This is a genomic window from Solwaraspora sp. WMMD791 (genome assembly GCF_029581195.1).
In the GTDB taxonomy this organism is placed as follows: Bacteria; Actinomycetota; Actinomycetes; order Mycobacteriales; family Micromonosporaceae; genus Micromonospora_E.
Map to the genome: position 1 here is coordinate 5265298 of NZ_CP120737.1, position 25053 is coordinate 5290350.

The following is a 25053-nucleotide window of genomic DNA, read 5'->3' on the forward strand; positions in this document are numbered from 1 at the left end:
CGTGGCCCGCCCCGGCGGCTCAGACGTAGCGTTCCAGGATCGACGCCTCGGCCAGTCGGGACAGACCTTCCCGTACGCTGCGCGCCCGGGCGTCGCCGACACCGTCGACGGCCTGCAGGTCCTCCACGGTGGCTCCCAGCAGCCGCTGCAGGCTGCCGAAGTGGTTGACCAGCCGGTCGACCACCGCCACCGGCAGCCGGGGCACCTTGGCCAGCAGCCGGAACCCGCGCGGGCTGACCGCCGCGTCCAGGGCCTCGGTGGAGCCGGCGTACCCGATCGCCTTGGCCACCGCGACCAGGTCGATCAGCTCGGTCGCGGTCAGCAGGTCCAGCTCGACCAGTGCCTCGTCCAGGGTGCGGGGTTTGCGCCCGGTCGGCAGGTAGTCGCGGATCACCAGGGTCCGGTCGGCGTCGACACCGGCCATCAGCTCGTCGAGTTGCAGGGCGAGCAGCCGTCCGTCGGTGCCCAGCTCGACGACGTACCCGGCGATCTCGTCGGCGATCCGGCGGACCATCTCCAGCCGCTGCACCACGGCGACCGCGTCGCGGACGGTGACCAGATCCTCGATCTCCAGGGCCGACAAGGTGCCGGAGACCTCGTCCAGCCGCAGCTTGTAGCGCTCCAGGGTGGCCAGCGCCTGGTTGGCCCGGGACAGGATCGCGGCGGAGTCGTCCAGTACGTGCCGCTGACCGTTGACGTAGAGACTGATGATCCGCATCGACTGGCTGACCGAGATCACCGGGTAGCCGGTCTGCCGGGCGACGCGTTCGGCGGTGCGGTGCCGGGTGCCGGACTCCTCGGTGGGGATCGACGGATCCGGCATCAGGTGTACGGCGGCCCGGACGATCCGGGTGCCGTCGCTGGAGAGCACCACCGCGCCGTCCATCTTGCACAGCTCGCGGACCCGGGTGGAGGAGAATTCGACGTCCAGCGGGAAACCGCCGGTGCACAGCGACTCGACCTGTTTGTCGTAGCCGAGCACGATCAGTGCGCCGGTGCGTCCGCGCAGGATCCGTTCCAGCCCGTCGCGCAGCGCGGTGCCCGGCGCCATCAGGGCCAGATTGGCCCGCAGTGGGTCGCCGGTGGCAGCCGGGGTGGTCAACGCGGACGTGCCGGCGCTGATCGGGCGGGCCGGGGAGCCGACGGCACCGACCCGGCCGGGCGTGCCAGCGCCGGCAGTCTTGTTCGCATCGCGGTCGATCGCCACGGCACCAGTCTACGGACCGGCATGCGGTGGGTGCTGCCGTGGTTACTGTTGCCGCGGTGACGCCGGTGGTCAGTCGGCGGAGGCACGGGCCGCGGCCTGCAGCGCGGCGCGCACGTCGCCGACCTCGGTGACGTGCATGTTCGCCGGCAACGGGTCACTGCCGGCGGCGGCCGCACCGGGTGGCACCAGGGCGTACCGGAAGCCGAGCCGGGCCGCTTCGGCCAGCCGGCGGGCGACCGCGCCGACCCGGCGGACCTCGCCGGTCAGCCCGACCTCCCCGATCGCCACCAGCTGCGGGGAGATGGCCAGGTTGACCCCGCCGGACGCGACCGCCAACGCCACCGCAAGGTCGGCGGCCGGCTCGACCACCCGGATGCCGCCGACGGTCGCCGCGAAGACCTCCCGGTCGTGCAGGGTGAGCCGTTCGGTACGCCGTTGCAGCACCGCCAGCACCATGGCCAGCCGGGCACCGTCGAGCCCGGAGACGGTCCGCCGGGGCGAGCCGGCGACGGTGGCCCCGATCAGCGCCTGCACCTCGGTGACCAGCGCCCGGCGGCCCTCCATCGCCACGGTCGCGCAGGTGCCCGGCACCGGTTCGCTGTAGCGGGTGAGGAACAGCCCGGACGGGTCGGCCAGGCTGCTGATGCCGCCCTCGTGCATCTCGAAGCAGCCGACCTCGTCGGCGGCGCCGAACCGGTTCTTCATGCCGCGCACCATCCGCAGCGACGAGTGCTTGTCGCCTTCGAAGTGCAGCACCACGTCGACCAGGTGCTCCAGCACCCGGGGGCCGGCGACCTGGCCGTCCTTGGTGACGTGGCCGACCAGCACGGTGGCGATGTTGCGTTCCTTGGCGGCGGCGACGAGCGCGGCGGTGACGGCCCGGACCTGGGTGACCCCGCCGGGGATGCCGTCGGAGCCGGGCATCGAGATGGTCTGCACCGAGTCGAGCACCAGCAGCCCCGGCTTGACCGCGTCGAGGTGACCGAGGACCACCCCGAGGTCGCTCTCGGCGGCCAGGTAGAGCTTGTCGTGCAGGGCGCCGATCCGTTCCGCCCGCAACCGGACCTGGCTGGTCGACTCTTCGCCGCTGACCACCAGCGACGGGCTGCCGGCACCGGCGGCCCACTGCTGGGCGACGTCCAGCAGCAGGGTGGACTTGCCGACCCCGGGCTCGCCGGCGAGCAGCACCACCGCGCCGGGCACCAGCCCGCCGCCGAGGACCCGGTCGAGTTCGCTGACGCCGGTCGGGCGGGCCTTGGCCGGCGCGGCGCTGATGGTGGCGATCGGTCGGGCCGGTTCGGCGGGCATCCGGGTGCTGACCACCCGGCCGGAGACCACCGGGCCGCTGACGACCGACTCGATCACCGACCCCCACTCGCCGCACTCCGGGCAGCGGCCGACCCACTTGGGCGGCTGGTGTCCGCAGGCGTCGCATTCGTACGCGGGTCGGGGCTCACGGGCCGCGCGGGCCCGCGGCGCGGCACCACCACGGGTGGTGCCGGCGGCGCTGCCGCCGGCACCCCGGGGGATCGACCGCGAGCTCAGTGCTCTTCCTCGTCGTGCTCGGCCGGGGCGCGCGGCACCGGGGTGAGCGGCATGTCGACCGGGGCCGGCACGACCAGACGTTCGTTGCCGTTGTCGAACTCGAAGACCAGGTTGACCGAGCGGCCGGCGGTCAGCGTGTCGGTCAGGCCGGTCACCCGCAGCGGCTCGGTGTCGTCGGTGCTGAACAGGGCCCAGCCGTTGGCCGGCAACGAGATCCGGGCGTCCCGGCCAGGGTCGGCGGCGGGCTGGCCGGTCGGCTCCGTACCGTCGGTGGTCTGCGGCGACGGCTCGGCGTCGGATCCGCCGATCACCACCGACGCGGCACCGATGACCGTCTCCCGGTCGCTGTCGCCCGGCCCGGCGACGCTGACCGTCACGGTGACCGGGTCGTTGGTGTTGTTGAAGATCGCGACCTCGACGGGGGCGCTGCTGCCGGCCGGGTAGCCCTCGACCCCCGGGTAGGGCACGGACAGGTCGCGCAGCGACACCGTACCGTCCGGTGAGTCGACGTTGACCCCGTTGATCGACGCCGACTTGATCGCGGTCTCGGCGATCTGGCCGGTGCCACAGCCGCTGAGCAACAGGGCGCTCGCTGCGGCCGCGCCGGTGAACAGCACCGTGACTCGGCGGTATCCCCTGGTCGAGGGCGTCACGTCGGTCCTCCTCGTTACGATCCGCGCCGCGCCGGCGCCGGGCGCGGGGCGACACCCCGCGCAGACCGGCTCCAGGGTAGTTGGCGATGATCGGCCGTCCGCCACGGACCCGACAATCACCTGACCTGGCCCCCTGCGCGGGTGGCGTACCCGCTCAGGCCACCGGGCCGCTGGCGACCAGCAGGACCACGTCGATCACGGCGACCAGCATGACGGCCCGGAAGACGGCGTCCGGCCGGGCGCCGTCGGCGGTGGCGCGGCGGGCCACGTACCAGCCGGTGGCCAGGATGACGACGGTGCCGGCGACCGCCGCGAGCCCGGCCCACGACGGCGGTCCGGGCGGGCCGACGACCAGGGTGACCGTGGCGGCGGCGAGCAGCCCGGCGGCGGCCAGCCCGGACCCGGTGGCACCGAGGCGGTGCGGCAGTCCGCGCACCCCGGTGCGGGCGTCGTCGGCCAGGTCCGGCAGCACGTTGGCGAAGTGCGCGCCGGCACCGAGCAGCGCGCCGGCGGCGACCAGCCAGGCCGGCGGGGCCGGCGCGCCGGGCAGGGCCAGGACGACGAACGCCGGCAGCGCCCCGAACGACACCGCGTACGGCAGGACCGAGACGACGGTGAACTTCAACGGCCAGTTGTACGCCAGGGCGCTGAGCAGCGCACCGGTGATGCACGCCGTGGCCGGTACGCCGGTCGGCGCGGCCAGCAGCGGGGTGGCCGCCGCCGCGACCAGCCCGGCGGCGCCGACCGTCCGCGCGCTGACCGCCCCGGCCGGTACGGGTTTGTCGGCCCGCCCCACCCGCCGGTCCCGGTCGGCGTCGAGCCAGTCGTTGGTCCAGCCGACGGCGAGCTGGGTGGCCGCGATGGTGAGTGCGACCAGGACGATCCCGACCGGACGGTGCCCGACGCCCCAGGCCAGCAGCGCCGCGACGGCGGTGACCGCGACCGCCGGTTCGGGATGGCTGGCCTTGATCAATGCGGACACGCGGCGTGACATAGCCGTCAAGTGTGGCCGTTACCAGCTGGTCGTGTCACGCTCACTCAATGTCCGGGCTGCCCGCGAACGACGTCCGCCAGTACGACGTACTGGCCGACGAGTGGTGGCGACCGGCGGGTGCGTTCGAGATGCTGCACTGGATCGCGCAGGCGCGGGCCGAGCTGATCCCGCCGGCCGCCCGCGACGGCGCGGTGCTGGTCGACGTCGGCTGCGGAGCCGGCCTGCTCGCCCCGCACCTGCACGGCAAGGGTTACCGGCACGTCGGGGTGGACCTGACCGCATCGGCGCTCGGCCAGGCCGCCGCGCACGGGGTGACCCCGGTACGCGGTGACGCGCTGGCGTTGCCGCTGGCGGACGCGGTGGCCGACGTGGTCTCCGCCGGTGAGCTGCTGGAGCACGTGCCGGATCTGGCGGGAGCCGTCGCCGAGGTGTGCCGGGTGCTGCGTCCTGGTGGGCTGCTGGTGCTGGACACCCTGAACGCGACCCTGCGCTGCCGGCTGGTCGCGGTCGAGCTGGGGGAGCGGCTGCCGATGGTGCCGCGCGGCATCCACGATCCGGCGCTGTTCGTGAGCCCGCAGCGGCTGACGAGGGAGTGCGCGCGGCACGGCGTACGGCTGTTCGTGCGGGGGCTGCGGCCGACCGGCCCGGCGCTGGCCGACTGGCTGCTGCGGGCCACGCTGGCGCGCACCGGCACCCCGGGCACCGGCAGCGCGCGCGCCGGCACCCCGGGCACCGGCAGCGCGCGCGCCGGCACCGACGCCTCGCGACCCCCGTTGTGGCCGGTACGGCGCCGGATGGTGCCGACCCGGTCCACCGCGCTGCTGTACCAGGGCAGGGGGCTGAAGTCAGGCTGATCGACCGGCGGAAGGGGAAGCAATGGTGGGCGACGCATTGGCGGCGGCGCGGCGGTTGGTGCCGAGGTTCGCCGCGCGGGCGGGTGAGCACGACCGGGCCGGGAGTTTCCCGGTGGCGGACTTCGCCGACCTGCGCCAGGAGGGCCTGTTCGGGCTGCTGGTCCCGGAGCGCATGGGCGGCCTGGGTGCCGGGTTCGCCGACTACGCCGAGGTGGCGTACGAGCTGGCCCGGGGCAACGGGGCGACGGCGCTGGTGTTCAACATGCACGTGTCGGTGACCGGGGCGCTGAGTGCGGTCGACGACAACCTCGCCGAGGCGCTCGGGCTGCCGGACGAGGCGCTGGCCGCCCGGGACCGGCTGCTCGCGGCCGCCGCCGCCGGCACCTGGTACGCGGTGGCGATGAGCGAACGGGGTGCCGGGTCCCGGCTGTCCCAACTGTCGACGGTGTACCACCCGGTGCCCGGTGGCGGGTTTCAGATCAAGGGTGCCAAGGCGTTCTGCTCCGGTGCCGGGCACGCCGGCGGGTACCTGGTGGCGGCCCGGCACGCCGACGATCCGGCGACGGTGTCGCAGTTCCTGGTGCCGGCGGACACCCCGGGGCTGCGGGTGGAGCAGACCTGGGATTCGCTGGGGATGCGGGCGACCTGCTCGCACGATCTGCACCTGGACGTCACCGTGCCGGCGTCCGCCCTGCTCGGCGGGGTCGAAGGGTTGGCGCTGGTGGTGGCCCAGTTGATGCCACACTGGATGGTCGCCAGCTATGCGGCGGTGTACGCCGGGGTGGCGCGGGCGGCGGTGGACGCGGCGGTGGCGCACCTGACCGACCGTGGCCTGACCGGGCTGCCGGCGGTGCGGGCCCGGATCGGTCGGGCGGACGCGGCTGCGGAGTCGGCGTGGCTGACCGTACGGGAGGCGGCCCGCCGGGTGGACGCCGCGCCGGGGGATCCGCAGACCAACCAGTGGGTGTGGCGGGCCAAGCTGGTGGCCGGTGCCACGGCGGCCGAGGTGGCGTCGTCGATGGTGGAGGCGGCCGGCACCGGGGCGACCCGCCGGGGTCATCCGGTGGAGCGGCTGTTCCGCGACGCCCGCTGCGGTGCCCTGCATCCGCCGACGTCGGACGTCTGCGCGGACTGGCTGGGGGTGGCCGCCCTCGGCGGGGATCCGGACCGCGACGGATCGGCGCCCCGGTGGTGACCGCCTCGGTGGGGCCGGCGGTGGGCGAGACGACGCACCGGTCGGCGGCGGTGGTCGGGCTGGGGCTGGCGTTGCCGCCGTCGGCGACCCAGGACGAGCTGTGGCGGGACTTCTTCGCCGCCCGCTACAGCGGTGCCGCCCGGGCGTTGGCCGCGCGGATCTTCGCCAATTCGGGGGTACGGACCCGGCAGGCGGCGGTGAGTCCGCTGCTGGAAGACGTGGCGGACTGGCCGACGGAGCGCCGGATGCGTCGCTACCAGGTCGAGGCGTTGCCGCTGGGCAAGGAGGCGGTGGCGCAGGCGTTGACCGGGTCGGGGGTGTCGGCCGGCGACATCGGGCTGTTCGTGGTCTGTTCCTGCACCGGGTACGCCACACCGGGCCTGGACATCCTGCTGGCCCGGGATCTCGGGATGTCACCGGCGACCCAGCGGCTGTTCGTCGGGCACATGGGCTGCTACGCGGCGCTGCCGGGGCTGGGCGCGGCGGCGGACTTCGTCACCGCGCGGGGCCGGCCGGCGGTGCTGCTGTGCGCCGAGTTGACCAGCCTGCACATCCAGCCGCCGGGCCGCCGTACCGACACCCAGCAGATCGTGGCGCACGCCCTGTTCTCGGACGCGGCGGCGGCGGTGGTGCTGGCGCCGACCGGGCCGAGGCCGACCGGCGCGGGCGGCATCCCGCCCGGTCCGCGCCGGTCCGGCGACGATGCCGTACGGTCCGGCGACGTCCCACGGTCCGGTGACTACGTCCCACGGTCCGGTGACTACGTCGTACGGGAGATCGTGGCGGCGACGGACACCGCGACGGCCGACCACATGACCTGGGAGGTGACCGATCTCGGGTTCCGGATGGGCCTGTCACCCCGGGTGCCGCAGGTGTTGTCGCTGCACGTCCGGGCGCTGGTGGCCGACCTGCTGGCCCGGCACGGGCTGTCGGTGGCCCAGGTCGACGGTTGGGCGGTGCATCCGGGTGGTCCGCGCATCCTGAGCGTGGTGCAGCGGGAGCTGGCGTTGCCGGACGAGGCGATGGCGGCGTCCCGGGAGACCCTGGCGGAGTACGGCAACTGTTCGTCGCCGACCGTACTGCTGATCCTGGACCGGCTGCGGCGGGCACCACGGCCGCCGGGCCGGGTGGTGATGCTGGCGTTCGGTCCGGGGCTGACGCTCTACGCCGGCCTGCTCACCGCTGACTGACCAGCCCGGCCAGGTCGGCGCGGTACGTCTCGGTGGTGCGGGCGGCCGGCACGAGCCGGACGACGTCGCCGCCGCGCGCCACGAGCAGGACGGTGGCGGTGTCGGCGACCGGGGTGACGTCGACGAAGTCGCGGATCTCGCCGGTCGGGTCGGCCAGGCGGTGCACGGCCGGTTCGGTGGCGGGCAGCGGATCGCTGCCGTCGGTGGCGGGCGTCGCCGCGTTGCCGTCGGTGCCCGCCGCAGGGTCGGGGCGGTCGGTGACGGCGACGACCGACACCCCGGCCGGGGCGGCGCCTCGGGCGGCGGCGACCTGATCTGCGCAGTCGCAGCTGTCGACCAGCAGGATCACCGCTGGTAGCAGGGCGTGCAGGGCGACCGGGCGGCCGGCGGGGTCGATCAGGTCGAGCGCGGGCAGCGGCCCGGCGGGCAGGGTGGCCGAACCCGCCGCCGCCGACGGTGCCACCGACGGCTCGGCCGACTGGCCCGGCGACGGCGGCGGCCGGTCGGTCCAGGCGACGATGAACAGGCTCACCATGGCGGCGAGTACGGCGACCAGCATGATGGTCAGCGGCAGGCGGAGCGCGGCGATCTCGTGCGGTCGGTGTCCGACCTGGTCGGAGCGCAGCCCCAGCCGGCGGTGCCAGCGGTCGCGGCGGCGGGTGCGGCGCAGCTCCCGGCGGACGAGCTCGGCCTCGGCGGCGAGCGCGGCGGGATCGTCGGGTACGACGATCGGGCCCCAGTCGGCAGGGATCTGCGGCAGGTCGTCGGGCGCTCCCGCGCCGTCAGACCACCCATCGCCGTTGCCTGTCCTGCCCACAGCACCCCCAGCCCGCTCGCCCGTGAGGTCGATCGGGGTCCAACTATCAGGGTCTCGCACCGGACCTGGTTACGCCAGAGCCAGGTAAAAGATGAGGGTGACGGATAGGATGAGAGGGGTCGAAACGCGCCTCGTCCGGCCACCGGGCGGGTTAGCTGCCTGCTGATCGTCCGGTTACTCACGGTGGTCGAAGCTTGCCGGCGGCTGCGTGTCAAGCCGGAGAAAGACCTCTCACAGCCCCTCTGACCTGCGCTTACGGCTATGAGTACGACGGGACATCGGTGCCTGAGCGTGTTACCCTAGACACAGCGAAAGGGGCTTCGAACCTATGGTTTTCAGTGTCGGCGAGACCGTTGTTTACCCCCACCACGGGGCCGCACTCATCGAGGCAATCGAGACTCGTGTCATCAAGGGCGAGGAGAAGCAGTACCTCGTCCTCAGGGTTGCGCAGGGTGACCTGACGGTGCGAGTTCCCGCCGAGAACGCCGAGATCGTCGGTGTGCGTGAAGTGGTTGGCGAAGAAGGCTTGGGCAAGGTCTTCGATGTGCTTCGCGCGCCACACACCGAGGAGCCGACCAACTGGTCGCGGCGGTACAAGGCGAACCTCGAGAAGTTGGCGTCCGGAAACCCGCTCAAGGTCGCCGAGGTCGTTCGTGACCTCTGGCGTCGGGAGCGGGAGCGGGGGCTGTCCGCAGGCGAGAAGCGCATGCTCGCCAAGGCCCGGGACATCCTGGTCGGCGAGGTCGCGCTTGCGGAGAAGAGCACCAAGGACGAGGCGGAGAACCTCCTCGACAAGGTGCTCACCGACGCGTAAGGCAGCTCTCCACCCATAGATCGTCTGTTGCTCCCGAAAACGAGGACCGCGACGTGACCGCGCATCTCCAGCAGCGCGGTGACGTCGCGGTCCTCGTTCCGGCTGCCGGTGCCGGGGTACGCCTCGGGCCCGGCGCGCCGAAGGCTCTGCGCCTGCTCGGCGGCGTACCGCTGCTGGTGCACGCGGTCCACCGGCTCGCCGACGCCGCCTCGGTCGCGGTGATCGTGGTCGCCGCCCCACCGGCCGACGTCGACGCCGTGCGCGACCTGCTCACCCCGGCCGCCGCCGGGCTACCGCTGATCGTCGTGCCGGGCGGGGCGCACCGGCAGGCCTCGGTGGCCGCCGCGCTGGCCGCCGTACCGGCCGGCCCGCAGATCGTCCTGGTGCACGACGCGGCCCGGGCACTCACCCCACCCGACCTGATCGACTCGGTCGCCGCCGCGGTCCGGGCCGGTGCCCCGGCCGTCGTCCCGGTGCTCCCTGTCGTCGACACGATCAAGTCGGTGGACGCCGACGAGACCGTCCTGGCCACCGTCGACCGGTCGACGCTGCGGGCCGTACAGACCCCGCAGGGGTTCCGCCGGGACGTGCTGGCCGCCGCGCACGCCGACGCCGCCGACCCGCACACCGACGACGCCGGGCTGGTGGAGAAACTCGGCGTACCGGTCGTCTGCGTGCCCGGCTCGGAGCGGGCGCTGAAGATCACCCGCCCGTTCGACCTGGTGATCGCCGAGCACCTGCTCGCCACCGAACCGGCACCCCGTACCCTGCCGTCATGATCGTCCTTCGGACCGAGCCGTCATGATCGTCCCGTCCGACGGAACCCGCGCGATGATCGTTCCCCGGGTCGGGGTCGGCACCGACGTGCACGCCTTCGCCGCCGACCGCCCCTGCTGGGTCGCCGGCCTGCACTGGCCGGGCGAGACCGGCCTGGCCGGGCACTCCGACGGCGACGTCGCCGCGCACGCCGCCTGCGACGCGCTCTTCTCCGCCGCCGGCCTCGGTGACCTGGGTGCCAACTTCGGCGTCGACCAGCCGCAGTGGGCCGGGGCCGCCGGGGTCGACCTGCTCGCCGAGGCGGCCCGCCGGGTGGTCGCCGCCGGGTTCGTCATCGGCAACGTGTCGATCCAGGTGATCGGCGTACGGCCGAAGATCGGTCCCCGCCGCACCGAGGCGCAGCAGGCGCTCAGCGCCGCCGCCGGTGCCCCGGTCACCGTCTCCGGCACCACCACCGACGGGCTCGGGCTGACCGGCCGGGGCGAAGGGCTGGCCGGCCTGGCGGTCGCGCTCGTCTATCCGCTCGCGCCGCCCGGATAGGCTCGACAGGTGTCGAGCGAGTCTGCCCCCGAGCCGCCCACCGACGTCCACGGCTACCTGCAACGGGCCGGGCTGCTGGCCGACCTCGGCCGCTACGACGAAGCCGCCGCCGAGATCGGGTTCGCGACCGCGCTCGACCCGGACAGCGTCGCCGCCCGGATCATGCTGGCCCGGGTGCAGTTGGCCGCCGACCGCCCGGAACAGGCCCTCGCCGCGGTCGACGGGTCGACCACCGGAGACGTGCCGAGTCCGTGGTCGGCGGCGGCCGCCGAGCCACCGACCGACCCCGCCGCCGGGCTCGACGTCGCGGACCGGATCGCCCTGCAGGTGGTACGCGGACTGGCGCTGATCGACCTGCGCCGGTTCGCCGAGGCGGCCCGGGTCGCCACCGACCTGCTGGCCACGTACCCCGACGACGCGTACGCCCAGCGCAGCGGAGCGGCGATCCTGGCCGGCTCACGCAACGGCCAGCCGGCACTGAACGCGGCCTGGCGCGGGGTGGGGCTGGCCCCGCAGGACGCCCAGGCGCACCTGGTGCTCGGCCTGGTCGGTGCCCGGCTGGAACTGTTCGACCTGGCGCACCGGGCGTACGGCGAGGCGCTGCGGCTGGACCCGCTGATCGGTGAGGCGCAGCACGACGTCGGGGTGATCGGCCTGGAGCAGCGCCGGTACGCCGCCGAGCTGGCGATCCTCGCCGAGCAGGCGACCATGATGGCCCCGCCGCCACCACCGGATCCGGGGCAGCGGCAGCCGCGCACGGTCGACGAGGAACTGCGCCGGCTGGTGCTGATCGGTGCCGGCTACAGCATGGTCGCGGCGGTGACCGTGGCCTGCCTGGCGGGCAGCACCGCGTCGCGCGGCTGGGCGATGTTCTCGGCGATCGGCGGGGTGGTGCTGGTCTGGTTGCTGGCCCGGCGGGTGCCGGGCCGGATCAGCGAGGTGCTGTCGCAGCTGTTGGACCGCCGCCTGGCGACGGCCGTGTACGCGGTGGGCGCCGCCCCGGTGCTGATCTTCTGCTACGCGGCGATCGCCTCGCCGTGGCTGCTGGTGTCGGCGATCGGTGCCGCCGCGTTCGCCCAGTTCATGGTGTTGCGCTCGGCCACCGGTCGGCCGCCGGACCAACGGTAGTCGGCTCAGCGGGCGTTGCCCGCCCAGGTCCAGGCGTACCCGCTGTCCTCGACGGTCAGGGCGGCGTCGCAGAGGTCCAGCGGTCGGAAGGTGTCGACCATGACGGCGAGTTCGTCGAAGTACTCGGCACCGAGTGAGCGTTCGACGGCCCCGGGTTGCGGCCCGTGGGTGAATCCCGCCGGGTGCAGCGAGATCGAGCCCTGTTCGATGCCGGAGCCGCGTCGCGCCTCGTAGTTGCCGCCGGTGTAGAACAGCATCTCGTCGGAGTCGACGTTGTGGTGATTGTACGGCACCGGGACGGCCTGCGGGTGGTAGTCGACCTTGCGGGGCACGAACGAGCAGATCACGAAGTTCGGGCCGGCGAAGGTCTGGTGCACCGGTGGCGGCTGGTGCAGCCGGCCGGTGATCGGCTCGAAGTCGTAGATGCTCAACGCCCACGGGTAGAGGTGGCCGTCCCAGCCGACCACGTCGAACGGGTGGTGGGCATAGACGTGCCGGGTCCAGCCCTGCCGGTGCCGCACGTACACCTCGACGTCGGTGCCGTCGACCAGCAGCGGCTGGCCGGGTCCACGGATGTCCCGCTCACAGTACGGCGAGTGCTCCAGGAACTGGCCGCGCTGCGACAGGTACCGCTTGGGCGCTCCGATGTGGCCGGTCGCCTCGATGGTGAGCAGTCGCAGTGGTACGTCGTCGACGGGCACGATCCGGTGCACCACCGAGGTCGGGATGATCACGTAGTCACCGGAGGTGACACCGAGCACCCCGAAGCTGGTCTCCACCCGGGCGGCGCCGGACTCGACGTACAGGCACTCGTCGCCGGTGGCGTTGCGGTACAGCGGGGACGGCTGGTCGGCGACGACGTAGCAGATCCGTACGTCGTCGTTGGCGAGCAGCGGTTGCCGGCCGAGGACGGCGTCGGTGTGTCCGGAGTCGAGCTTGTGGGTACGCAGGTGCCGTGGCGTGAGCGGGTGGTTCGGCAGCCGTCGGGTCGGCGGGGGCGCGTAGGCCTCGGCGGCGACGATCGCGGTGGGCAGGTGCCGGTGGTAGAGCAGGGACGAGTCGGCGGAGAAGCCTTCCTGGCCCATCAGTTCCTCGGCGTACAGGCTGCCGTCGGGTTGGCGGAACTGGGTGTGGCGCTTGCGGGGGATCTCGCCAACGCTGCGGTAGTAGGGCATCATTACCCTCCGTATCTCCCCGTTGACCGGGCGAAAGCGTCCGATAGTCGGACGCTGTTGTCCGTTAATCGTAGAATCCACTAGGTTCAAAGGCGTGTCAATGCAGGTACCCAGGATCTTCGCCGGCCTCGTCGACGACGCCGCCGTCTTCCCGCCGGGCAGCGCCGACCTGCCCGACGCGATCACCGCGCACCGTGGCCACCGCACCGCCTGGTACGCCAACCTGGTCGGCCCGTTCCTGCTGCCCGCCTCCGAGATCGACGCGGCCCGGCGGCTGCTCGGACCCGGCGAGGAGCTGGAGATCGGCCTCATCGGCGACACCGGGCTCGCCGCCCTGCCGGCCGCCGTCGACGCGCTGCCCGCCGACCGGCTGCGGCTGCGCCAGGTCGAGGTCGCCGTCGCCAAACGCGGCGAGGACCCGCAACCCGGCCTCCGCGCGCTGCTGGCGGCCCTCGCCGGTTGGCCCAAGATCAGCGGGTACGCCGAGGTGCCGCTGACCTGGGGGCTGCTCGCCGCCCTGGACACCCTCGCCGAGGCGCGGGCCGGCGGCGTCGACGTGGCCGCCAAGTTCCGCACCGGCGGGCTGGCCGCCGAACTGTTCCCCACCCCGGTCGAGCTGGCCGCCGTGATCTGCGCCTGCCGGGACCGCGCGTTGCCGTTCAAGCTGACCGCCGGGCTGCACCACGCCATCCGGGACACCGACCCGGAGACCGGCTTCACCCACCACGGCTTCCTCAACGTCCTCGCCGCCACGATCACCGCCGCCGAGGGTGCCGAGGTGGCCGAGGTCGCCGAGCTGCTCGCCACCACCGACGCGGCGCGGCTGATCGAGCCGGCCCGCACGCGCGGGCGCGCCGACCGGCCGCTGTGGGTAGGTTTCGGGTCCTGCAGCATCACCGACCCGCTGACCGACCTGGTCCGGCTGGGGCTGATCAACGGAGGATTCGCGTGACGACCTGCTGGGTGCCGGGTGCCGACGGTTCACCGTACGGGGTGCAGACCCTGCCGTACGGTGCTTTCCGCCACAGCGGCGGGGCCGGCTCGCCTGGCGGCGGCTCGCCTGGCGGCGGCTCGCCTGGCGGCGGCTCGCCTGGCGGCGGCTCGCCTGGCGGCGAGCAGCGGCTCGGCGTACGGATCGGGGATTTCGTGCTCGACCTGCGCGGCGCGGAGGATGCCGACCTGATCCTCGCTGGCGGCGCCCTGTGCCAGCCGACCCTCGACGCCTTCCTGGCCCTCGGCCGGGCACAGTGGACCACCGTCCGGCGGCGGATCGTCGAGCTGCTCACCGAGTCGGAGCACCGGGCGGCGGTCGAGCCGCTGCTGGTCCCGTTGGCGCAGGTCGACCTGGTCATGCCGTTCACCGTCGGTGACTACGTCGACTTCTACTCCTCCGAGCAGCACGCCAGCAACGTCGGGCAGATCTTCCGCCCCGGCCAGCCGCTGCTCACTCCGAACTGGCGGCACCTGCCGATCGGCTACCACGGGCGGGCCGGCACGGTCGTCGTCTCCGGTACGCCGATCGTGCGCCCCTGCGGGCAGCGGCGCAGCTCCGCCGGCCCGGTCTTCGGCCCGTCGGGCCGGCTCGACATCGAAGCCGAGGTCGGTTTCGTCGTCGGGGTGCCGACCCGGCTCGGCGACCGGGTGCCGACGGAGCGGTTCGCCGACCACGTCTTCGGCGTCACCCTGGTCAACGACTGGTCGGCCCGCGACATCCAGGCCTGGGAGTACCAGCCGCTGGGTCCGTTCCTCGGCAAGTCGTTCGCCACCTCGGTCAGCCCGTGGATCGTGCCGCTGGAGGCACTGGAGCACGCCTGGGTGCCGGCCCCGCCGCAGGATCCACCGGTGTTGCCGTATCTCGCTGAATCGTCGCGGCGCGGCCTGGACCTGTCGATCGTCGTCGAGTGGAACGGCACCAAGGTCAGCGAGCCGCCGTTCGCCGGCATGTACTGGACGCCGGCGCAGCAGTTGGCGCACCTGACCGTCAACGGCGCGGCGCTGCGCACCGGCGACCTCTACGCCTCCGGCACCGTCTCCGGGGACCGGCGCGACCAGGTCGGCTCGTTCCTGGAGCTGACCTGGGGCGGCACCGAGCCGGTCACCCTCGACGACGGCTCGCTGCGCACCTTCCTCGACGACGGCGACACGGTGACCATCACCGCCACCGCTCCCGGCCCGGCCGGCACGACCATCGGCCTGGGCGAGGTCACCGGCACCGTCCTGCCCGCCTCCTGACCGGCCGGCGTGGTAGCCGACTAGGTAGATCGTTTAGTAGACGATATGTAGACTAGTGGGTAGACTACCTCCATGGCGACAACGACGATCAGGGTCAGCGCTGCCACCCGCGACCGGCTGATGCGGACCCGTGCACAGGAGTTCGGAGACGCGTCGATCGACGATGTCATCACGCGGCTCCTCGACGAACATGCCGACCACGCGTTGAAGGCGAGAATGCGGGCGGACGCGGAGCACGCGCGCGGCAACGTCGACGACCTCGCTGAGGTTCGCCGGGTCCAGGCGGAGTTGGACGAGCTCAGTGCGTGGTGACGTCTACCGGCTCCGCGCTCCCCGTGACGCGATAGGTCACGAACAACAAGGCCGCCGGTACGCCGTGGTGGTGCAGTCCGACGAGCTGCACCTGTCGACGACGGTAGTTGCTCCGACCTCCACGTCGGCACACCCGTATGTGTTCCGTCCTGAGGTGACTGTGCGTGGTGAGTCGACCCGGCTCATGCTGGACCAACTGCGTGCCGTCGACACCGAGAAAGCCATTGGCGAGCGTGTCGGACGACTGAGCCCCGCCGAGATGGTGGAGGTCAATCGCCTGCTACGAGCCGTACTCGACATTCTCTGACCGGACGAGCCCCTTACCCCCCATGATCGCGACGATCTTGCGCTTATCGAGAAGATTTGTCCACTTTGTCTCACGATAACCGCAAGATCGCGGCGATCATGAGGCGGGGTGTGCTGAGTCGTCGTCGTCATCGCTGGCCGGTGGGGTGAGGCCGGCGTACTGCAGGACGGCCCGGATCTGGCGGGCGGCGGCCTGGTCGCGCCGGTCCAGCACCGCGAGCGCCTCCAGGAACAGATCGCAGTACGTACGCCCGCAGTGCCGGCAGCCGGCCATCCGGTCCGGCATGTGCCGCTGCGCCATCCGCTTGGCGAGCTGCGCCACCGTCACCGGGTTGTCGGGTGGCGCCGGGGCGACGCCTCGCGCGCCGACCAGGTGGAAGCGGGGGTCGGCGTCGACATCGGTGTCACCCGGCACCCGTTTCGGCAGCGGCGGTCGGTCGGGAGTGGGCCGTTCGTTGATCAGCTTTGCCGGTAGCGGCGGCCTGGTGAATCGGTCCGGCTTGTCATTGCGGTACGGCATGATCCCTCGCATTGGCGCGTTGTCGGTTGTGGTGGAAATTGCAAGTCAACTGCCGTTGCTGATCTGCATATTATGGCCGTCCGGTGGCCGTGGGTAGGTCATCGCCCCGCACTCGGGGCACCACCGGCTCTTGACCTTGAAACTGAGCAGGCCGGCGAGGAAGCCGACCAGCGTGGCGCTGGCCATCGCGATCGCGAAACCGACGTCGGACATCTCTTCCACCTCCTGTAACGGCGGTGAGCTGGGAAAAGTTCGGGCGGCGTGGCGGCCGTACGGCTCGGGGGCGCCGTGCCGGCCGCCACGCCTGATTGGGGAGAAACGTCCCTGGCCGTTCGGATGGTTTGCCGCCCACCGATCGGTCAGGTCGTATTCGTCGACGAAAGGTCCGCGCCGATTTGCGGCGCTTCGATCTCGTTCCCGAACGAAGACGAGTCTGTCGGCCAATCCGCGCCACCGCAACACTGTCGGGGCCCTGTGATAGAGATATGGCCAGCCAGTTGTATAGACCTCGGTCGACCAGAAGTCGACCTGCCAGACGTGCATGATCAGCCCGGGTGTGATCAATTCCAGGAGGTGGCACCAATGTCCTCGGCCCTGTTGAACTCGTCGGTCCCGCGACGCCAGCTCGGTCGGGAGCTGCGTCGGCTGCGGGAGCGGCTGGCCCGGGTCCCGCAGACCACGGCGGCCCGCGAGCTGGACTGGTCGGCGACCAAGCTGTTGCGGATGGAGCGGGGCGAGGTGCCGATCCGCGCCGAGGACGTGGTGCTGCTCTGCGAGCTGTACGGCGCGGACCTGCCGACCATCGAGGCGCTGACCGCGCTGGCCCCGAAGACCAAGGAGAAGGGCTGGTGGCACGACTACGCCAGCATCCCGTCCTGGTTCGAGCTGTTCATCGGCCTGGAGGAGGCCGCCTCCCACCTCCGCGAGTACCACACGGGCGTCATCTCCGGCACCCTTCAGACCCGGGAGTACGCGACGGCGGTCTTCGCCCGCAGCCCGCTACGCCTGTCGCCGGAGATCATCGAGCAGCGGGTGGCGGTGCGGCTGCAGCGCGCCCGGCTGCTCACCCGGATGGAGCCGATCCTGCCCCGGTTCGACATCGTGATGGACGAGGCGGTGACCCGTCGCCCGGTCGGCTCCGGGGCGATCATGGCGGCCCAGCTTCGTCGCCTTGCCGAGGCGAGTGAGCTGCCGAACGTCTCGATCCGGCTGATCCCGTTCAGCGCCGGCATCCACGGTGGAACCTTCACCGGCGGCTTCGTCATGCTCGACTTCCCGGCCGAGCTGGAGCCGACCACCGTCTACGTCGAAGGCCTCACCGGCGCCCTCTATCTCGACCGCCCCGACGAGGCCGAGCGCTATACGATGGCTTTCGATGACCTGACCGCCGCCGCGCTGGGCCAGGCCGCGACACGTGACCTCCTCGCCCGGACCGCAAAGGAGTACGAGTCATGATCGACCTCTCCACCGCCACCTGGCGCAAGAGCAGCCGCTCCAACGATCAGGGCCACTGTGTCGAGGTGGCCGACGGGCTCGGCGGCGTGGTCGGCGTACGGGACTCCAAGGACCCGGTCGGCCCGGTGCTGGTGATCGCCCCGGCGAGCTGGTCCGCCTTCATCGCCGCTACCAAGGGCGGCACGCTCACCGCCTGACCGCTCGGCACCGGCAACGGCCCCACACGATGTGAGGCTGGGATACCCAACGAGCGTGCCGTTGGGTGTCCCAGCCTCACGCGGGTGTCGCTGCCGCAGGCGTCAGACGGCTGGGCCGAACCCGGCGACGTCCTTGGGGTCGGGGCCGAAGCGGTTCGGGCCGGCCGTGCCGTTCTGCACGTAGAACACCAGCAGGACGATCCAGCCGATGATCGGGATCAGCCCGATCAGGATCCACCAGCCGGACCGGTCGGTGTCGTGCAGCCGGCGTACGGCGACCGCCAACGACGGCAGCAACAGCGCCAGGCTGACGATCAGGCCGATGACGCCGTTGGTGGAGTCCTCGAAGTTGGTGCCCAGGGCGGTGTCCAGGACCGAGGTCACGATGCTGACGAGGAAGGAGAAGAGGAAGAACCACCAGTACTCGGAGCGGCGGGCCCGCCCGCTGAACCCGACGTACTGGGTGAGCACAGAGCGAACTGCGGCGGTGAAGTTCATGACGCCTCCAGCGTCTCAAGCGGGGCGGTGCGTGGCACTCAGGGTAGGAGACTGTCGCAACTGGATCTTGCCTGCCTGAGCGTACGGTGCCCGTGAGACCGGCGCTTCTACGAACGGCGCTTCAACTCACCGAGGACCTCGTCCATTGCGAACGTGTCGCCCGCTGCGAAGTCCTCCCGGGACTGGCGGAGATCCGCGAGGGCGTCGCCATCGGAGATCAGGTCGAGTGTTTCCCGCATCGACTCGTACTCGGCTACCGAGATCAGCATGACGTCGGCGCGGCCGTTGCGGGTGATGGTGAAGTGGTCGTGTTCCCGGGCGACCCTGTCGGCGAGTTCGGCGATCCGGGCTTTGGCTTCCGAGATCGGAATGGTCTCCATGAAGGTCATTCTGGCAACCGGGCGAACATCGACTACCGCCCGCTGAGTTGCGAGCACACCTGGCAGCGCGGCGGGCGACCGCAGACCCTCGCCGAACAGCACAAATCACATCATTAGCCACTAGTTGGGCGCAGGGGAACCAGCGGAAGACGGCGGTAGAGGGTCAGCTGCCCGGGTTCGTGCCGACGCGGCGGGCGGTGGTGGCGGCAGCGGTCAGCGACTCGTCGACGCTGCCGGCCTGTTGCCGTACCGCCGCCAAGGTCTCCTTGACGGTGCCGAGCGCGCCGAGCAGCCGGGCCGGGTCGCCGCCGGCCAGCACCCGGGCCACCAACGTCGCCACCTCGTCCGCCTTGGCGGTGGCCGCGCCGATGCCGTCGTGGACGGTCCGGAGCTTGTCGCCGGCCCGGCCGAGGGTGGCCAGCACCTCGGCCGGTGATGCTTCCCGGGGCACCGGGACCACGGTCGCCGTCGTCTCGTCGAGGGCGCCGGTGACCCCGGCAAGACCGGCCTGCAGCTCCTTCAGCGCGTTGCGTACCTGGATCATGCCGGCCACGATGCCGCTGAAGCCGCCGGCCGCCGCCTGACCGGCGACCCGCTCGGCCTCGTGCTGGGCCGACGCGGCGGCCGTCCGTGCCTGTTCGATGCCCGCCCGCATCGCCCGCAGGTCCCTGCCGACGCCATCCACCGGTGCTGCCGCCATCGTCGTGCTCCTCACCCCGTTTGACCTGCTTTTTCCATGGTGCGGGGTGGTCGGCGGAAAAGCCGGCAGACTAGCCGTGGGTTGCGGTCGTGTCCGCCGAAGCCTGGTCGTGGTACCAGGCGAGCTTCTCGCCGAGCCGGGCCCGCCAGCGGTGCAGCTGTTCGATCTGCTGCTCGACCGCATCCGCGTGTTCGCGCAGCAGCGCGATCCGCTCCGGAACGGTCTGCGGGTCACGGCACAGCTCGCCGTAGCGGCGTAGCCGTTCGATCGGCATCCCGGTGTCCCGCAGGCAGCGCAGGAAGTCGAGCATGCTCAGGTCGTCGTCGCTGTAGACGCGGCGCCCGCCGGCGGTGCGGGCGACCGGCGACAGAATGCCTTCCCGCTCGTAGTAGCGCAGGGTGTCGATCGAGAAGCCGGACCGGGCCGCCGCCTCGGCAGGTGAGTAGGCCGTCATTCCGCCGACAGTACCGCTTGACCTGGAGCGCACTCCAGGTCGCAGGGTGGACTCATGACGTACGAGAAGAGCACCTGCGCACCGGCCTCGCCGCTGGTTCTGGGCGCGATGATGTTCGGCACCCGCATCGACGAGGAGACCTCGTTCGCCCTGCTCGACCGATTCGTCGAACGTGGCGGCGAGTGGATCGACACCGCTGACTGCTACGCGTTCTGGGCCAGCCAGGACGGCCGGGGCGGTGACAGCGAGCGGGTCATCGGACGGTGGCTCGCCGCCCGCCCCGGCGTACGGGACAAGGTGCGCATCGCGACCAAGGTCGGGGCCGAGCCGCTGTGGGCCGGTTCGTGGCCGCGCGTGCGGGCCGGGCTGAGCCGCCGCGCCGTCGCCGACGCCTTCGCCGGCAGCCTGGACCGGCTGGGCGTGGCGAGCGTCGACCTGCTCTGGCTGCACCAGGAGGACCGGGCCACCCCGATCGAGGAGACCGTCGACGCGGTCGCCGCACTGGTCGCCTCCGGTGCCGTACGCCGGGTCGGCGCGTCCAACCACCCGGCCTGGCGGATCGAACGGGCCCGCGCCCACGCGGCCGCCACCGGTACCCGGCCGATCGACGCCCTGCAGCTGAACGCCACCTATCTGCGGGCCCGCCCCGGCACGCTGCCCGAGGGAGTGGTCCATCCGTTCGGCCTGCTCAGCGACGAGCAGCGGGACATCGCCGAGGCGTACCGGATGGAGGTGTGGGCGTACACCCCGCTGCTGTCCGGTGCCTACGACGACCCGGCCAAGCCGATCCCGCCGGTGTACGACCACCCGGGCAGCGCGCGGCGGCTCGCGGCACTCGACGACGTCGCCCGGACCACCGGCGCGTCCCGTGGCCAGGTGGTGCTTGCCTGGCTGGTGGCGCAGGGCATCCGCCCGATACTGGGCGGCAGCAAGCCGTACCAGTTGGACGCGGCGCTCGACGGCGTCTCACTGGAGCTCACCGACGAGCATCTCGCACACCTGAATGTGGCCGGCTGACGGTGCTGACAGGTTCCTGATGGTTGGTCGGCAATCTCGTTCGCATGACGACATTTCGACACCCCCGTCGGTCCGGCCGCCGGTCCGTTCGTCGGTCCACTCCGCTGGTTGCCGCGCTGGCCGTGGCGGCGTGCGGGCTGCTGGCCGCCTGCGGCGGCGGGGGAAAGGACCCGGCGACCGGCGGTACGGCGACCGGTGCCCAAGGCTCGGCCGGTGACGGCGGGGTCGCCTCGATCGTGGGCAGCACGGCACCGGACGCGTCGCCGTCGCCGCAGGCGGAACGTCCGCTGATCCGTCCCGACACCTCGCGGGAGGAAGAGGATCGGCTCTACGCCGTCTACCTACAGTGCCTGGAGGCCAATGGCCTGCCCAAGGGCGTCCGGGCGCCGGAGAACGGCGGCGACGACGCCCCGCCGGTCGCTGGCCCCCCGGAAAGCGCGGAGGATCAAGCCGCAGCGCGGAAGGCGGCCGAGGCGTGTGCCGCGCTGGAGCCCGAGGAGCTGTGGGAACGGTCCATGCGGCTCGACCCGACGTACCGGGACAAGCTGCAGGTGTGGGTGACGTGCCTGCAGGACAAGGGGGTCGACGCCTACGCCGACGGCGACAACCTGATGCTCAACGACGGGCTGCCGCCCGGCAACGAGATCGAGGAATGTGAGGCGGAGGCGTTCATCGAGGGCTGACCGGTGCTCCGCCCTTCAGAACGGGAGAGGATGTCAGTGGTGCAAGGAAGGTCCGGCGCTGACAGGTTCCTGATGGTCGGTCGGCAATCTCGTTCGCATGACGACATTTCGACACCCCCGTCGGTCCGGCCGCCGGTCCGTTCGTCGGTCCACTCCGCTGGTTGCCGCGCTGGCCGTGGCGGCGTGCGGGCTGCTGGCCGCCTGCGGCGGCGGGGGAAAGGACCCGGCGACCGGCGGTACGGCGACCGGTGCCCAAGGCTCGGCCGGTGACGGCGGGGTCGCCTCGATCGTGGGCAGCACGGCACCGGACGCGTCGCCGTCGCCGCAGGCGGAACGTCCGCTGATCCGTCCCGACACCTCCCCGGAGGAGGTGGATCGTATCTACGACGTCTACTGGAAGTGCCTGGAGGACAACGGGCTGACCCAGAGCGGCAGGGTCGTCGGCGGCAGCGGCGATTCGCCGACACCCACCAGCCCACCCAAGAGCCCGGAGGAGGAGGTCGCGGTGCGGAAGGCCGTTGAAAGATGTGCCGTACTGGAACCTGAGCACCTGTCCGAGCGGTCCCAGCGGCTCGACCCGACGTACCGGGACAAGCTGCAGGTGTGGGTGAAGTGCCTGCAGGACCGGGGGATCGACGCCTACGCCGAGGGCGACAACCTGATGCTCAAAGACGGTCTGCCGCCCGGCGACGAGATCGAGGAATGCGAGGCGGAGGCGTTCATCGAGGGCTGACCGGTGTCCGGGCCGGGATGCGTACGGTGACGTGCGTGCCCCGGCCCGGCTCGCTCGCCACGGTGATCTCCCCGCCGTGGGCGCGGGCCAGCTGCCGGGCGATCGGCAGACCCAGCCCGCTGCCGCCGGTGGACCGGCTGCGGGAGGCGTCCGCCCGCCAGAACCGGTCGAACAGTTTCGGCAGGTCGTCGGCGGCGATCCCGACCCCGGTGTCGACCACCTCGATGGTCAGCCAGTCGTCGCCGCGTACCGCGCAGTCGACGGTCACCGACCCGCCGGCCGGCGTGTGTCGGACCGCGTTGCCGACCAGGTTGCCGACGAGCTGGCGCAGCCGTACCGGATCGAGGACGACCTCCGGGTCGCCGTGGACCGCCAGCCGCAGGGCGACCCCGGCGGCGGTCGCGGCACCCTGGTTGGCCTCGACGACCTGGGTGAGCACGTCGCCGACGAACGTCGGCTCCGGATGCAGGGTGAAGGTCCCGGCGTCGGCGGCGGCCAGATCCCGCAGATCGTCGATGACGTGCTGCAACAGGGTCGCTTCCTCGGTCAGCAGCGTGAGGGTACGCGGATCCACCGGGGCCAGCCCGTCCTGGGCGGCCTCCAACCAGGCCCGAATGTTCGTCAACGGGGTACGCAGCTCGTGCGCGACGTCGCTGACCATCGCCCGGCGCTGCTGTTCCAGCTGGTCCCGCCGCTGCGCCAGGTCGTTGAGGGCGGTGGCGAGGTAGCCGATCTCGTCGCGGGTGGTGACCGGCACCCGGTGCTGCCGGTCGACCGGCGCACGGGCCGCCTCGGTCAACGCCCGCAGCGGCCGGACCAGGCGCCTCCCGACGCCGACGGTGACCGCGACGGTGAGCAGCAGGACCAGGCCGGCGACGCCGGCGATCCGCAGCAGGTTGCCGGTGGAGAGGTTGACGGTCGTCGGTTCGGGCCCGGCGGCCGTCGGGTCGGTGACGAACAGCAGGACGGGCGGAGCGACGTACGGTCGTAGCTGGCTGCGTCGGCTCTCCTCCACGCAGGCCCGCAGCTGCGCCACCGACGGTACGCGCGGCAGCGCGCGGACGACCCCGACGGTCAACTCAGCCGTGATCGTCAGGTCGATCTGATCGACCACCGGGCTCAGACAGTTCCTGGTGAGGTCGAGCAGTTCCTCGAAGGGGCCGATCTCCCCGCGCGTCGGCTCGTGCAGCACGTCCGGCTCGACGCACCTGCCGTCACTGGGGAAGGGCACAGCTTCGAGCCCCTCGACGGCGGGCGACGGCCCAGGCTCACCCGAGGAGACGATCTCGACGGTCGGTCGGCCGCTGGGCAGCTCGACGATGCGGGCGGTGTCGTCGCTGCGGCCGAGACAGGTGAGGTACTCCTCGGCGACCTCGCGCAGCATCGCCCGTTCGTCGTCGGTGGGTCGGTACGGTCCGACCACGCGGGCGTCGATGCGTGACTCCTGACCGGCGGCCGTCGCGCCGACGTTCGCCACCGGGCTGGTGACCGTCGCGGCGGTCCCGGCCAACGCCGGGTCGAGGTCGAGCGGGTCGACGGTGGCCGACGGCCGGGCGTCGCGCAGCGACGGCCCGGGTGCCGACTCGGCGATCGGGTCGCGGGTCACCGGGTCGAGCAGCACGATCCTGCGGTCGGTGCGGGCCGCCAGTTCGTCGACGGTCGGGGCGACAGCCGACCAGTCGCGGTGCTCGACCGCGTAGGTGATCAAGGTGTCGTAGACGCTGACGTCGTCGGCGAGGGACCTGCCCTGTTCCTGTTCGATCGCCCGGGTCGTCGACTCCACCGTCAGCCAGGCGGTGGCGACGACCGCGCAGACCGTCACCAGCACCGACGCGGCGAGCAGCCGCAGCACCAGACTGTGCCGCAGCGGCACCCGGGCACCGCCGGCCGCCGAGGCGCCGCCGGTCCCGGACTCAGCCATTGTCGGGGTCGCGGAGTTTGTAGCCGACGCCGTACACCGTCATCAGGTACGCCGGGCGGCGTACGTTCGGTTCGATCTTGCGGCGTAGGTTCACCATGTGGGTGTCGATGGCCCGCTCGGTCGAGTCCCGCTCCACGCCCCGGGTGTGCTCCAGCAGTTGCGCCCGGGTGAAGGCGCGTTCCGGCTGTTGCGCCATGGCGGCCAGGATGGCGAACTCACCCGGGGTGCACACGACCGGCCGCCCGTCGACGGTGACCTCGCGACGGGCCGGGTCGACGGCGAGCGCACCGACCCGCCGTACCCCGTCGATCGTGGTCGGCAGCCGGTCGACGCGGCGCAGCAGCGTCCGGACCCGGGCCACCAGCTCCCGCGGCGAGTACGGCTTGGTCAGGTAGTCGTCGGCGCCCAGGTCCAGCCCGCGCAGCATGTCGTCCTCGTCGGCACGGGCGGTGAGCATCAGCACCAGCAGGTCGGATTCGCGGCGCAGGATCCGGCAGACGTTCAGCCCGTCCAGGCCGGGCATCATCACGTCGAGCACCAGCAGGTGCGGGCGCAGCCGACGGGCCCGGTCGAGCGCGTCGCGGCCGTCGTGGACCACAGTGGTCCGGTGACCCTCGGATTCGAGATAGCGACGCAGCACCTCGGCCTGCCGTCGGTCGTCCTCGGCGATCAGCACATGGGCAACCACCGCCGAACCATACTGCGCCGCCGGGCCGACCCAGCCGTGGGAAACCGCACCCGCACGGTCTGACAAGA

At 72.3% G+C, this 25053-nt stretch carries 30 protein-coding genes; 16 read left to right on the forward strand and 14 right to left on the reverse strand.

The window, feature by feature from the left end; all coding sequences use genetic code 11:
* Positions 1-19 precede the first annotated feature (19 nt).
* The 4 genes from disA to O7623_RS23490 all read right to left on the reverse strand — a co-directional run bounded on the left by disA (position 20) and on the right by O7623_RS23490 (position 4399).
* Complete coding sequence (gene disA, locus O7623_RS23475) at positions 20-1207, reverse strand: DNA integrity scanning diadenylate cyclase DisA (RefSeq protein WP_282225162.1); 1188 nt, start codon at positions 1205-1207, stop codon at positions 20-22.
* A 69-nt stretch (positions 1208-1276) separates the two neighbouring features.
* A complete protein-coding gene (gene radA, locus O7623_RS23480) occupies positions 1277-2737 on the reverse strand; it encodes a DNA repair protein RadA (protein ID WP_282229523.1) in 1461 nt (486 codons plus the stop codon).
* Between the two features lie 11 nt (positions 2738-2748).
* Positions 2749-3405, reverse strand: coding sequence for a hypothetical protein (locus O7623_RS23485; protein WP_282229700.1), 657 nt, complete (start codon positions 3403-3405; stop codon positions 2749-2751).
* Between the two features lie 154 nt (positions 3406-3559).
* Positions 3560-4399: a UbiA family prenyltransferase gene (locus O7623_RS23490; protein ID WP_282225163.1), complete on the reverse strand. Its 840-nt coding sequence runs from the start codon at positions 4397-4399 to the stop codon at positions 3560-3562.
* A gap of 47 nt (positions 4400-4446) precedes the next feature.
* Here O7623_RS23490 and O7623_RS23495 point away from each other — a divergent pair, with 47 nt between their 5' ends.
* From O7623_RS23495 to O7623_RS23505, 3 genes are read left to right on the forward strand one after another with little or no spacing between them, the layout of a single operon-like run.
* Positions 4447-5253 (forward strand): methyltransferase domain-containing protein, encoded by an 807-nt coding sequence (locus O7623_RS23495; protein WP_282225164.1) that lies wholly within the window; start codon positions 4447-4449, stop codon positions 5251-5253.
* A gap of 25 nt (positions 5254-5278) precedes the next feature.
* Entirely contained in the window at positions 5279-6448 is a 1170-nt protein-coding gene (locus O7623_RS23500; protein ID WP_282229524.1) for an acyl-CoA dehydrogenase family protein, read from the forward strand.
* A complete protein-coding gene (locus O7623_RS23505; protein WP_282225165.1) occupies positions 6445-7638 on the forward strand; it encodes a type III polyketide synthase in 1194 nt (397 codons plus the stop codon). The genes O7623_RS23500 and O7623_RS23505 overlap by 4 nt, the downstream gene beginning before the upstream one ends.
* Here O7623_RS23505 and O7623_RS23510 read toward each other — a convergent pair.
* Complete coding sequence (locus tag O7623_RS23510) at positions 7625-8455, reverse strand: hypothetical protein (RefSeq protein WP_282225166.1); 831 nt, start codon at positions 8453-8455, stop codon at positions 7625-7627. The genes O7623_RS23505 and O7623_RS23510 overlap by 14 nt on opposite strands.
* A gap of 328 nt (positions 8456-8783) precedes the next feature.
* Between O7623_RS23510 and O7623_RS23515 the strand changes: the two genes are divergently transcribed.
* From O7623_RS23515 to O7623_RS23530, 4 genes are read left to right on the forward strand one after another with little or no spacing between them, the layout of a single operon-like run.
* Positions 8784-9269 (forward strand): CarD family transcriptional regulator, encoded by a 486-nt coding sequence (locus O7623_RS23515; protein WP_282225167.1) that lies wholly within the window; start codon positions 8784-8786, stop codon positions 9267-9269.
* Between the two features lie 53 nt (positions 9270-9322).
* Complete coding sequence (gene ispD, locus O7623_RS23520) at positions 9323-10048, forward strand: 2-C-methyl-D-erythritol 4-phosphate cytidylyltransferase (RefSeq protein WP_282225168.1); 726 nt, start codon at positions 9323-9325, stop codon at positions 10046-10048.
* A 52-nt stretch (positions 10049-10100) separates the two neighbouring features.
* Positions 10101-10586, forward strand: a complete 486-nt coding sequence (gene ispF / locus O7623_RS23525) for a 2-C-methyl-D-erythritol 2,4-cyclodiphosphate synthase (RefSeq protein WP_282229525.1) — start codon at positions 10101-10103, stop codon at positions 10584-10586.
* Between the two features lie 9 nt (positions 10587-10595).
* Positions 10596-11714 (forward strand): tetratricopeptide repeat protein, encoded by a 1119-nt coding sequence (locus O7623_RS23530; RefSeq protein ID WP_282225169.1) that lies wholly within the window; start codon positions 10596-10598, stop codon positions 11712-11714.
* Between the two features lie 5 nt (positions 11715-11719).
* On the opposite strand, the gene O7623_RS23535 is transcribed toward O7623_RS23530, so the two are convergent.
* Complete coding sequence (locus O7623_RS23535; protein ID WP_282225170.1) at positions 11720-12889, reverse strand: homogentisate 1,2-dioxygenase; 1170 nt, start codon at positions 12887-12889, stop codon at positions 11720-11722.
* A gap of 94 nt (positions 12890-12983) precedes the next feature.
* On the opposite strand from O7623_RS23535, the gene O7623_RS23540 reads away from it, so the two are divergent.
* The 4 genes from O7623_RS23540 to O7623_RS23555 all read left to right on the forward strand — a co-directional run bounded on the left by O7623_RS23540 (position 12984) and on the right by O7623_RS23555 (position 15740).
* Entirely contained in the window at positions 12984-13841 is an 858-nt protein-coding gene (locus O7623_RS23540; protein ID WP_282225171.1) for a hypothetical protein, read from the forward strand.
* On the forward strand, positions 13838-15121 hold the full coding sequence (gene fahA / locus O7623_RS23545; RefSeq protein WP_282225172.1) for a fumarylacetoacetase: 1284 nt from the start codon (positions 13838-13840) through the stop codon (positions 15119-15121). The genes O7623_RS23540 and fahA overlap by 4 nt, the downstream gene beginning before the upstream one ends.
* 72 nt (positions 15122-15193) lie before the next feature.
* On the forward strand, positions 15194-15433 hold the full coding sequence (locus O7623_RS23550) for a hypothetical protein (protein WP_282225173.1): 240 nt from the start codon (positions 15194-15196) through the stop codon (positions 15431-15433).
* Positions 15423-15740: a type II toxin-antitoxin system PemK/MazF family toxin gene (locus O7623_RS23555; protein ID WP_282225174.1), complete on the forward strand. Its 318-nt coding sequence runs from the start codon at positions 15423-15425 to the stop codon at positions 15738-15740. The genes O7623_RS23550 and O7623_RS23555 overlap by 11 nt, the downstream gene beginning before the upstream one ends.
* Positions 15741-15836: 96 nt before the next feature.
* Here the strand turns inward: O7623_RS23555 and O7623_RS23560 are convergent, their stop codons facing one another.
* Together O7623_RS23560 and O7623_RS23565 are read right to left on the reverse strand one after the other, a co-directional pair.
* Positions 15837-16259 carry a hypothetical protein gene (locus O7623_RS23560; RefSeq protein WP_282225175.1) on the reverse strand — a complete coding sequence of 141 codons (423 nt, stop codon included), beginning with the start codon at positions 16257-16259 and terminating at the stop codon, positions 15837-15839.
* 45 nt (positions 16260-16304) lie between these two features.
* Positions 16305-16472 (reverse strand): hypothetical protein, encoded by a 168-nt coding sequence (locus O7623_RS23565; protein WP_282225176.1) that lies wholly within the window; start codon positions 16470-16472, stop codon positions 16305-16307.
* Positions 16473-16841: 369 nt separating this feature from the next.
* Here O7623_RS23565 and O7623_RS23570 point away from each other — a divergent pair, with 369 nt between their 5' ends.
* Together O7623_RS23570 and O7623_RS23575 are read left to right on the forward strand one after the other, a co-directional pair.
* The gene (locus tag O7623_RS23570; RefSeq protein ID WP_282225177.1) at positions 16842-17714 is read left to right on the forward strand and encodes a helix-turn-helix transcriptional regulator; all 873 of its coding nucleotides are present in this window, start codon (positions 16842-16844) and stop codon (positions 17712-17714) included.
* Positions 17711-17911 (forward strand): DUF397 domain-containing protein, encoded by a 201-nt coding sequence (locus tag O7623_RS23575; RefSeq protein ID WP_282225178.1) that lies wholly within the window; start codon positions 17711-17713, stop codon positions 17909-17911. The genes O7623_RS23570 and O7623_RS23575 overlap by 4 nt, the downstream gene beginning before the upstream one ends.
* Before the next feature lie 102 nt (positions 17912-18013).
* Here O7623_RS23575 and O7623_RS23580 read toward each other — a convergent pair whose 3' ends face one another.
* The 4 genes from O7623_RS23580 to O7623_RS23595 all read right to left on the reverse strand — a co-directional run bounded on the left by O7623_RS23580 (position 18014) and on the right by O7623_RS23595 (position 19943).
* Entirely contained in the window at positions 18014-18409 is a 396-nt protein-coding gene (locus O7623_RS23580) for a DUF805 domain-containing protein (protein ID WP_282225179.1), read from the reverse strand.
* A 107-nt stretch (positions 18410-18516) separates the two neighbouring features.
* Complete coding sequence (locus tag O7623_RS23585; protein WP_348775171.1) at positions 18517-18789, reverse strand: type II toxin-antitoxin system Phd/YefM family antitoxin; 273 nt, start codon at positions 18787-18789, stop codon at positions 18517-18519.
* A 163-nt stretch (positions 18790-18952) separates the two neighbouring features.
* Positions 18953-19489: a DUF6244 family protein gene (locus tag O7623_RS23590; protein ID WP_282225181.1), complete on the reverse strand. Its 537-nt coding sequence runs from the start codon at positions 19487-19489 to the stop codon at positions 18953-18955.
* Between the two features lie 70 nt (positions 19490-19559).
* Positions 19560-19943 (reverse strand): MerR family transcriptional regulator, encoded by a 384-nt coding sequence (locus O7623_RS23595; protein ID WP_282225182.1) that lies wholly within the window; start codon positions 19941-19943, stop codon positions 19560-19562.
* A gap of 54 nt (positions 19944-19997) precedes the next feature.
* Here O7623_RS23595 and O7623_RS23600 point away from each other — a divergent pair, with 54 nt between their 5' ends.
* The 3 genes from O7623_RS23600 (at position 19998) to O7623_RS23610 (ending at position 22376) form a co-directional block, all read left to right on the forward strand.
* Positions 19998-20960: an aldo/keto reductase gene (locus tag O7623_RS23600; RefSeq protein WP_282225183.1), complete on the forward strand. Its 963-nt coding sequence runs from the start codon at positions 19998-20000 to the stop codon at positions 20958-20960.
* A gap of 44 nt (positions 20961-21004) precedes the next feature.
* Positions 21005-21643, forward strand: coding sequence for a hypothetical protein (locus O7623_RS23605; RefSeq protein WP_282225184.1), 639 nt, complete (start codon positions 21005-21007; stop codon positions 21641-21643).
* A gap of 97 nt (positions 21644-21740) precedes the next feature.
* Positions 21741-22376, forward strand: a complete 636-nt coding sequence (locus tag O7623_RS23610) for a hypothetical protein (RefSeq protein ID WP_282225185.1) — start codon at positions 21741-21743, stop codon at positions 22374-22376.
* On the opposite strand, the gene O7623_RS23615 is transcribed toward O7623_RS23610, so the two are convergent.
* A complete protein-coding gene (locus O7623_RS23615) occupies positions 22363-24297 on the reverse strand; it encodes a HAMP domain-containing sensor histidine kinase (RefSeq protein WP_282225186.1) in 1935 nt (644 codons plus the stop codon). The genes O7623_RS23610 and O7623_RS23615 overlap by 14 nt on opposite strands.
* The gene (locus O7623_RS23620) at positions 24290-24985 is read right to left on the reverse strand and encodes a response regulator transcription factor (protein ID WP_282225187.1); all 696 of its coding nucleotides are present in this window, start codon (positions 24983-24985) and stop codon (positions 24290-24292) included. The genes O7623_RS23615 and O7623_RS23620 overlap by 8 nt, the downstream gene beginning before the upstream one ends.
* Positions 24986-25053 lie beyond the last annotated feature (68 nt).

Coding starts and splice junctions, on each gene's coding strand:
- O7623_RS23490 (WP_282225163.1), bottom strand. CDS start 4,399: ATGTCACGCCGCGTGTCCGCATTGATCAAGGCCAGCCATCCCGAACCG.
- O7623_RS23495 (WP_282225164.1), top strand. CDS start 4,447: ATGTCCGGGCTGCCCGCGAACGACGTCCGCCAGTACGACGTACTGGCC.
- O7623_RS23515 (WP_282225167.1), top strand. CDS start 8,784: ATGGTTTTCAGTGTCGGCGAGACCGTTGTTTACCCCCACCACGGGGCC.
- ispF (WP_282229525.1), top strand. CDS start 10,101: ATGATCGTTCCCCGGGTCGGGGTCGGCACCGACGTGCACGCCTTCGCC.
- O7623_RS23535 (WP_282225170.1), bottom strand. CDS start 12,889: ATGCCCTACTACCGCAGCGTTGGCGAGATCCCCCGCAAGCGCCACACC.
- O7623_RS23550 (WP_282225173.1), top strand. CDS start 15,194: ATGGCGACAACGACGATCAGGGTCAGCGCTGCCACCCGCGACCGGCTG.
- O7623_RS23560 (WP_282225175.1), bottom strand. CDS start 16,259: ATGCCGTACCGCAATGACAAGCCGGACCGATTCACCAGGCCGCCGCTA.
- O7623_RS23565 (WP_282225176.1), bottom strand. CDS start 16,472: ATGTCCGACGTCGGTTTCGCGATCGCGATGGCCAGCGCCACGCTGGTC.
- O7623_RS23570 (WP_282225177.1), top strand. CDS start 16,842: ATGTCCTCGGCCCTGTTGAACTCGTCGGTCCCGCGACGCCAGCTCGGT.
- O7623_RS23575 (WP_282225178.1), top strand. CDS start 17,711: ATGATCGACCTCTCCACCGCCACCTGGCGCAAGAGCAGCCGCTCCAAC.
- O7623_RS23580 (WP_282225179.1), bottom strand. CDS start 18,409: ATGAACTTCACCGCCGCAGTTCGCTCTGTGCTCACCCAGTACGTCGGG.
- O7623_RS23585 (WP_348775171.1), bottom strand. CDS start 18,789: ATGGAGACCATTCCGATCTCGGAAGCCAAAGCCCGGATCGCCGAACTC.
- O7623_RS23590 (WP_282225181.1), bottom strand. CDS start 19,489: ATGGCGGCAGCACCGGTGGATGGCGTCGGCAGGGACCTGCGGGCGATG.
- O7623_RS23595 (WP_282225182.1), bottom strand. CDS start 19,943: ATGACGGCCTACTCACCTGCCGAGGCGGCGGCCCGGTCCGGCTTCTCG.
- O7623_RS23600 (WP_282225183.1), top strand. CDS start 19,998: ATGACGTACGAGAAGAGCACCTGCGCACCGGCCTCGCCGCTGGTTCTG.
- O7623_RS23605 (WP_282225184.1), top strand. CDS start 21,005: ATGACGACATTTCGACACCCCCGTCGGTCCGGCCGCCGGTCCGTTCGT.
- O7623_RS23610 (WP_282225185.1), top strand. CDS start 21,741: ATGACGACATTTCGACACCCCCGTCGGTCCGGCCGCCGGTCCGTTCGT.
- O7623_RS23615 (WP_282225186.1), bottom strand. CDS start 24,297: ATGGCTGAGTCCGGGACCGGCGGCGCCTCGGCGGCCGGCGGTGCCCGG.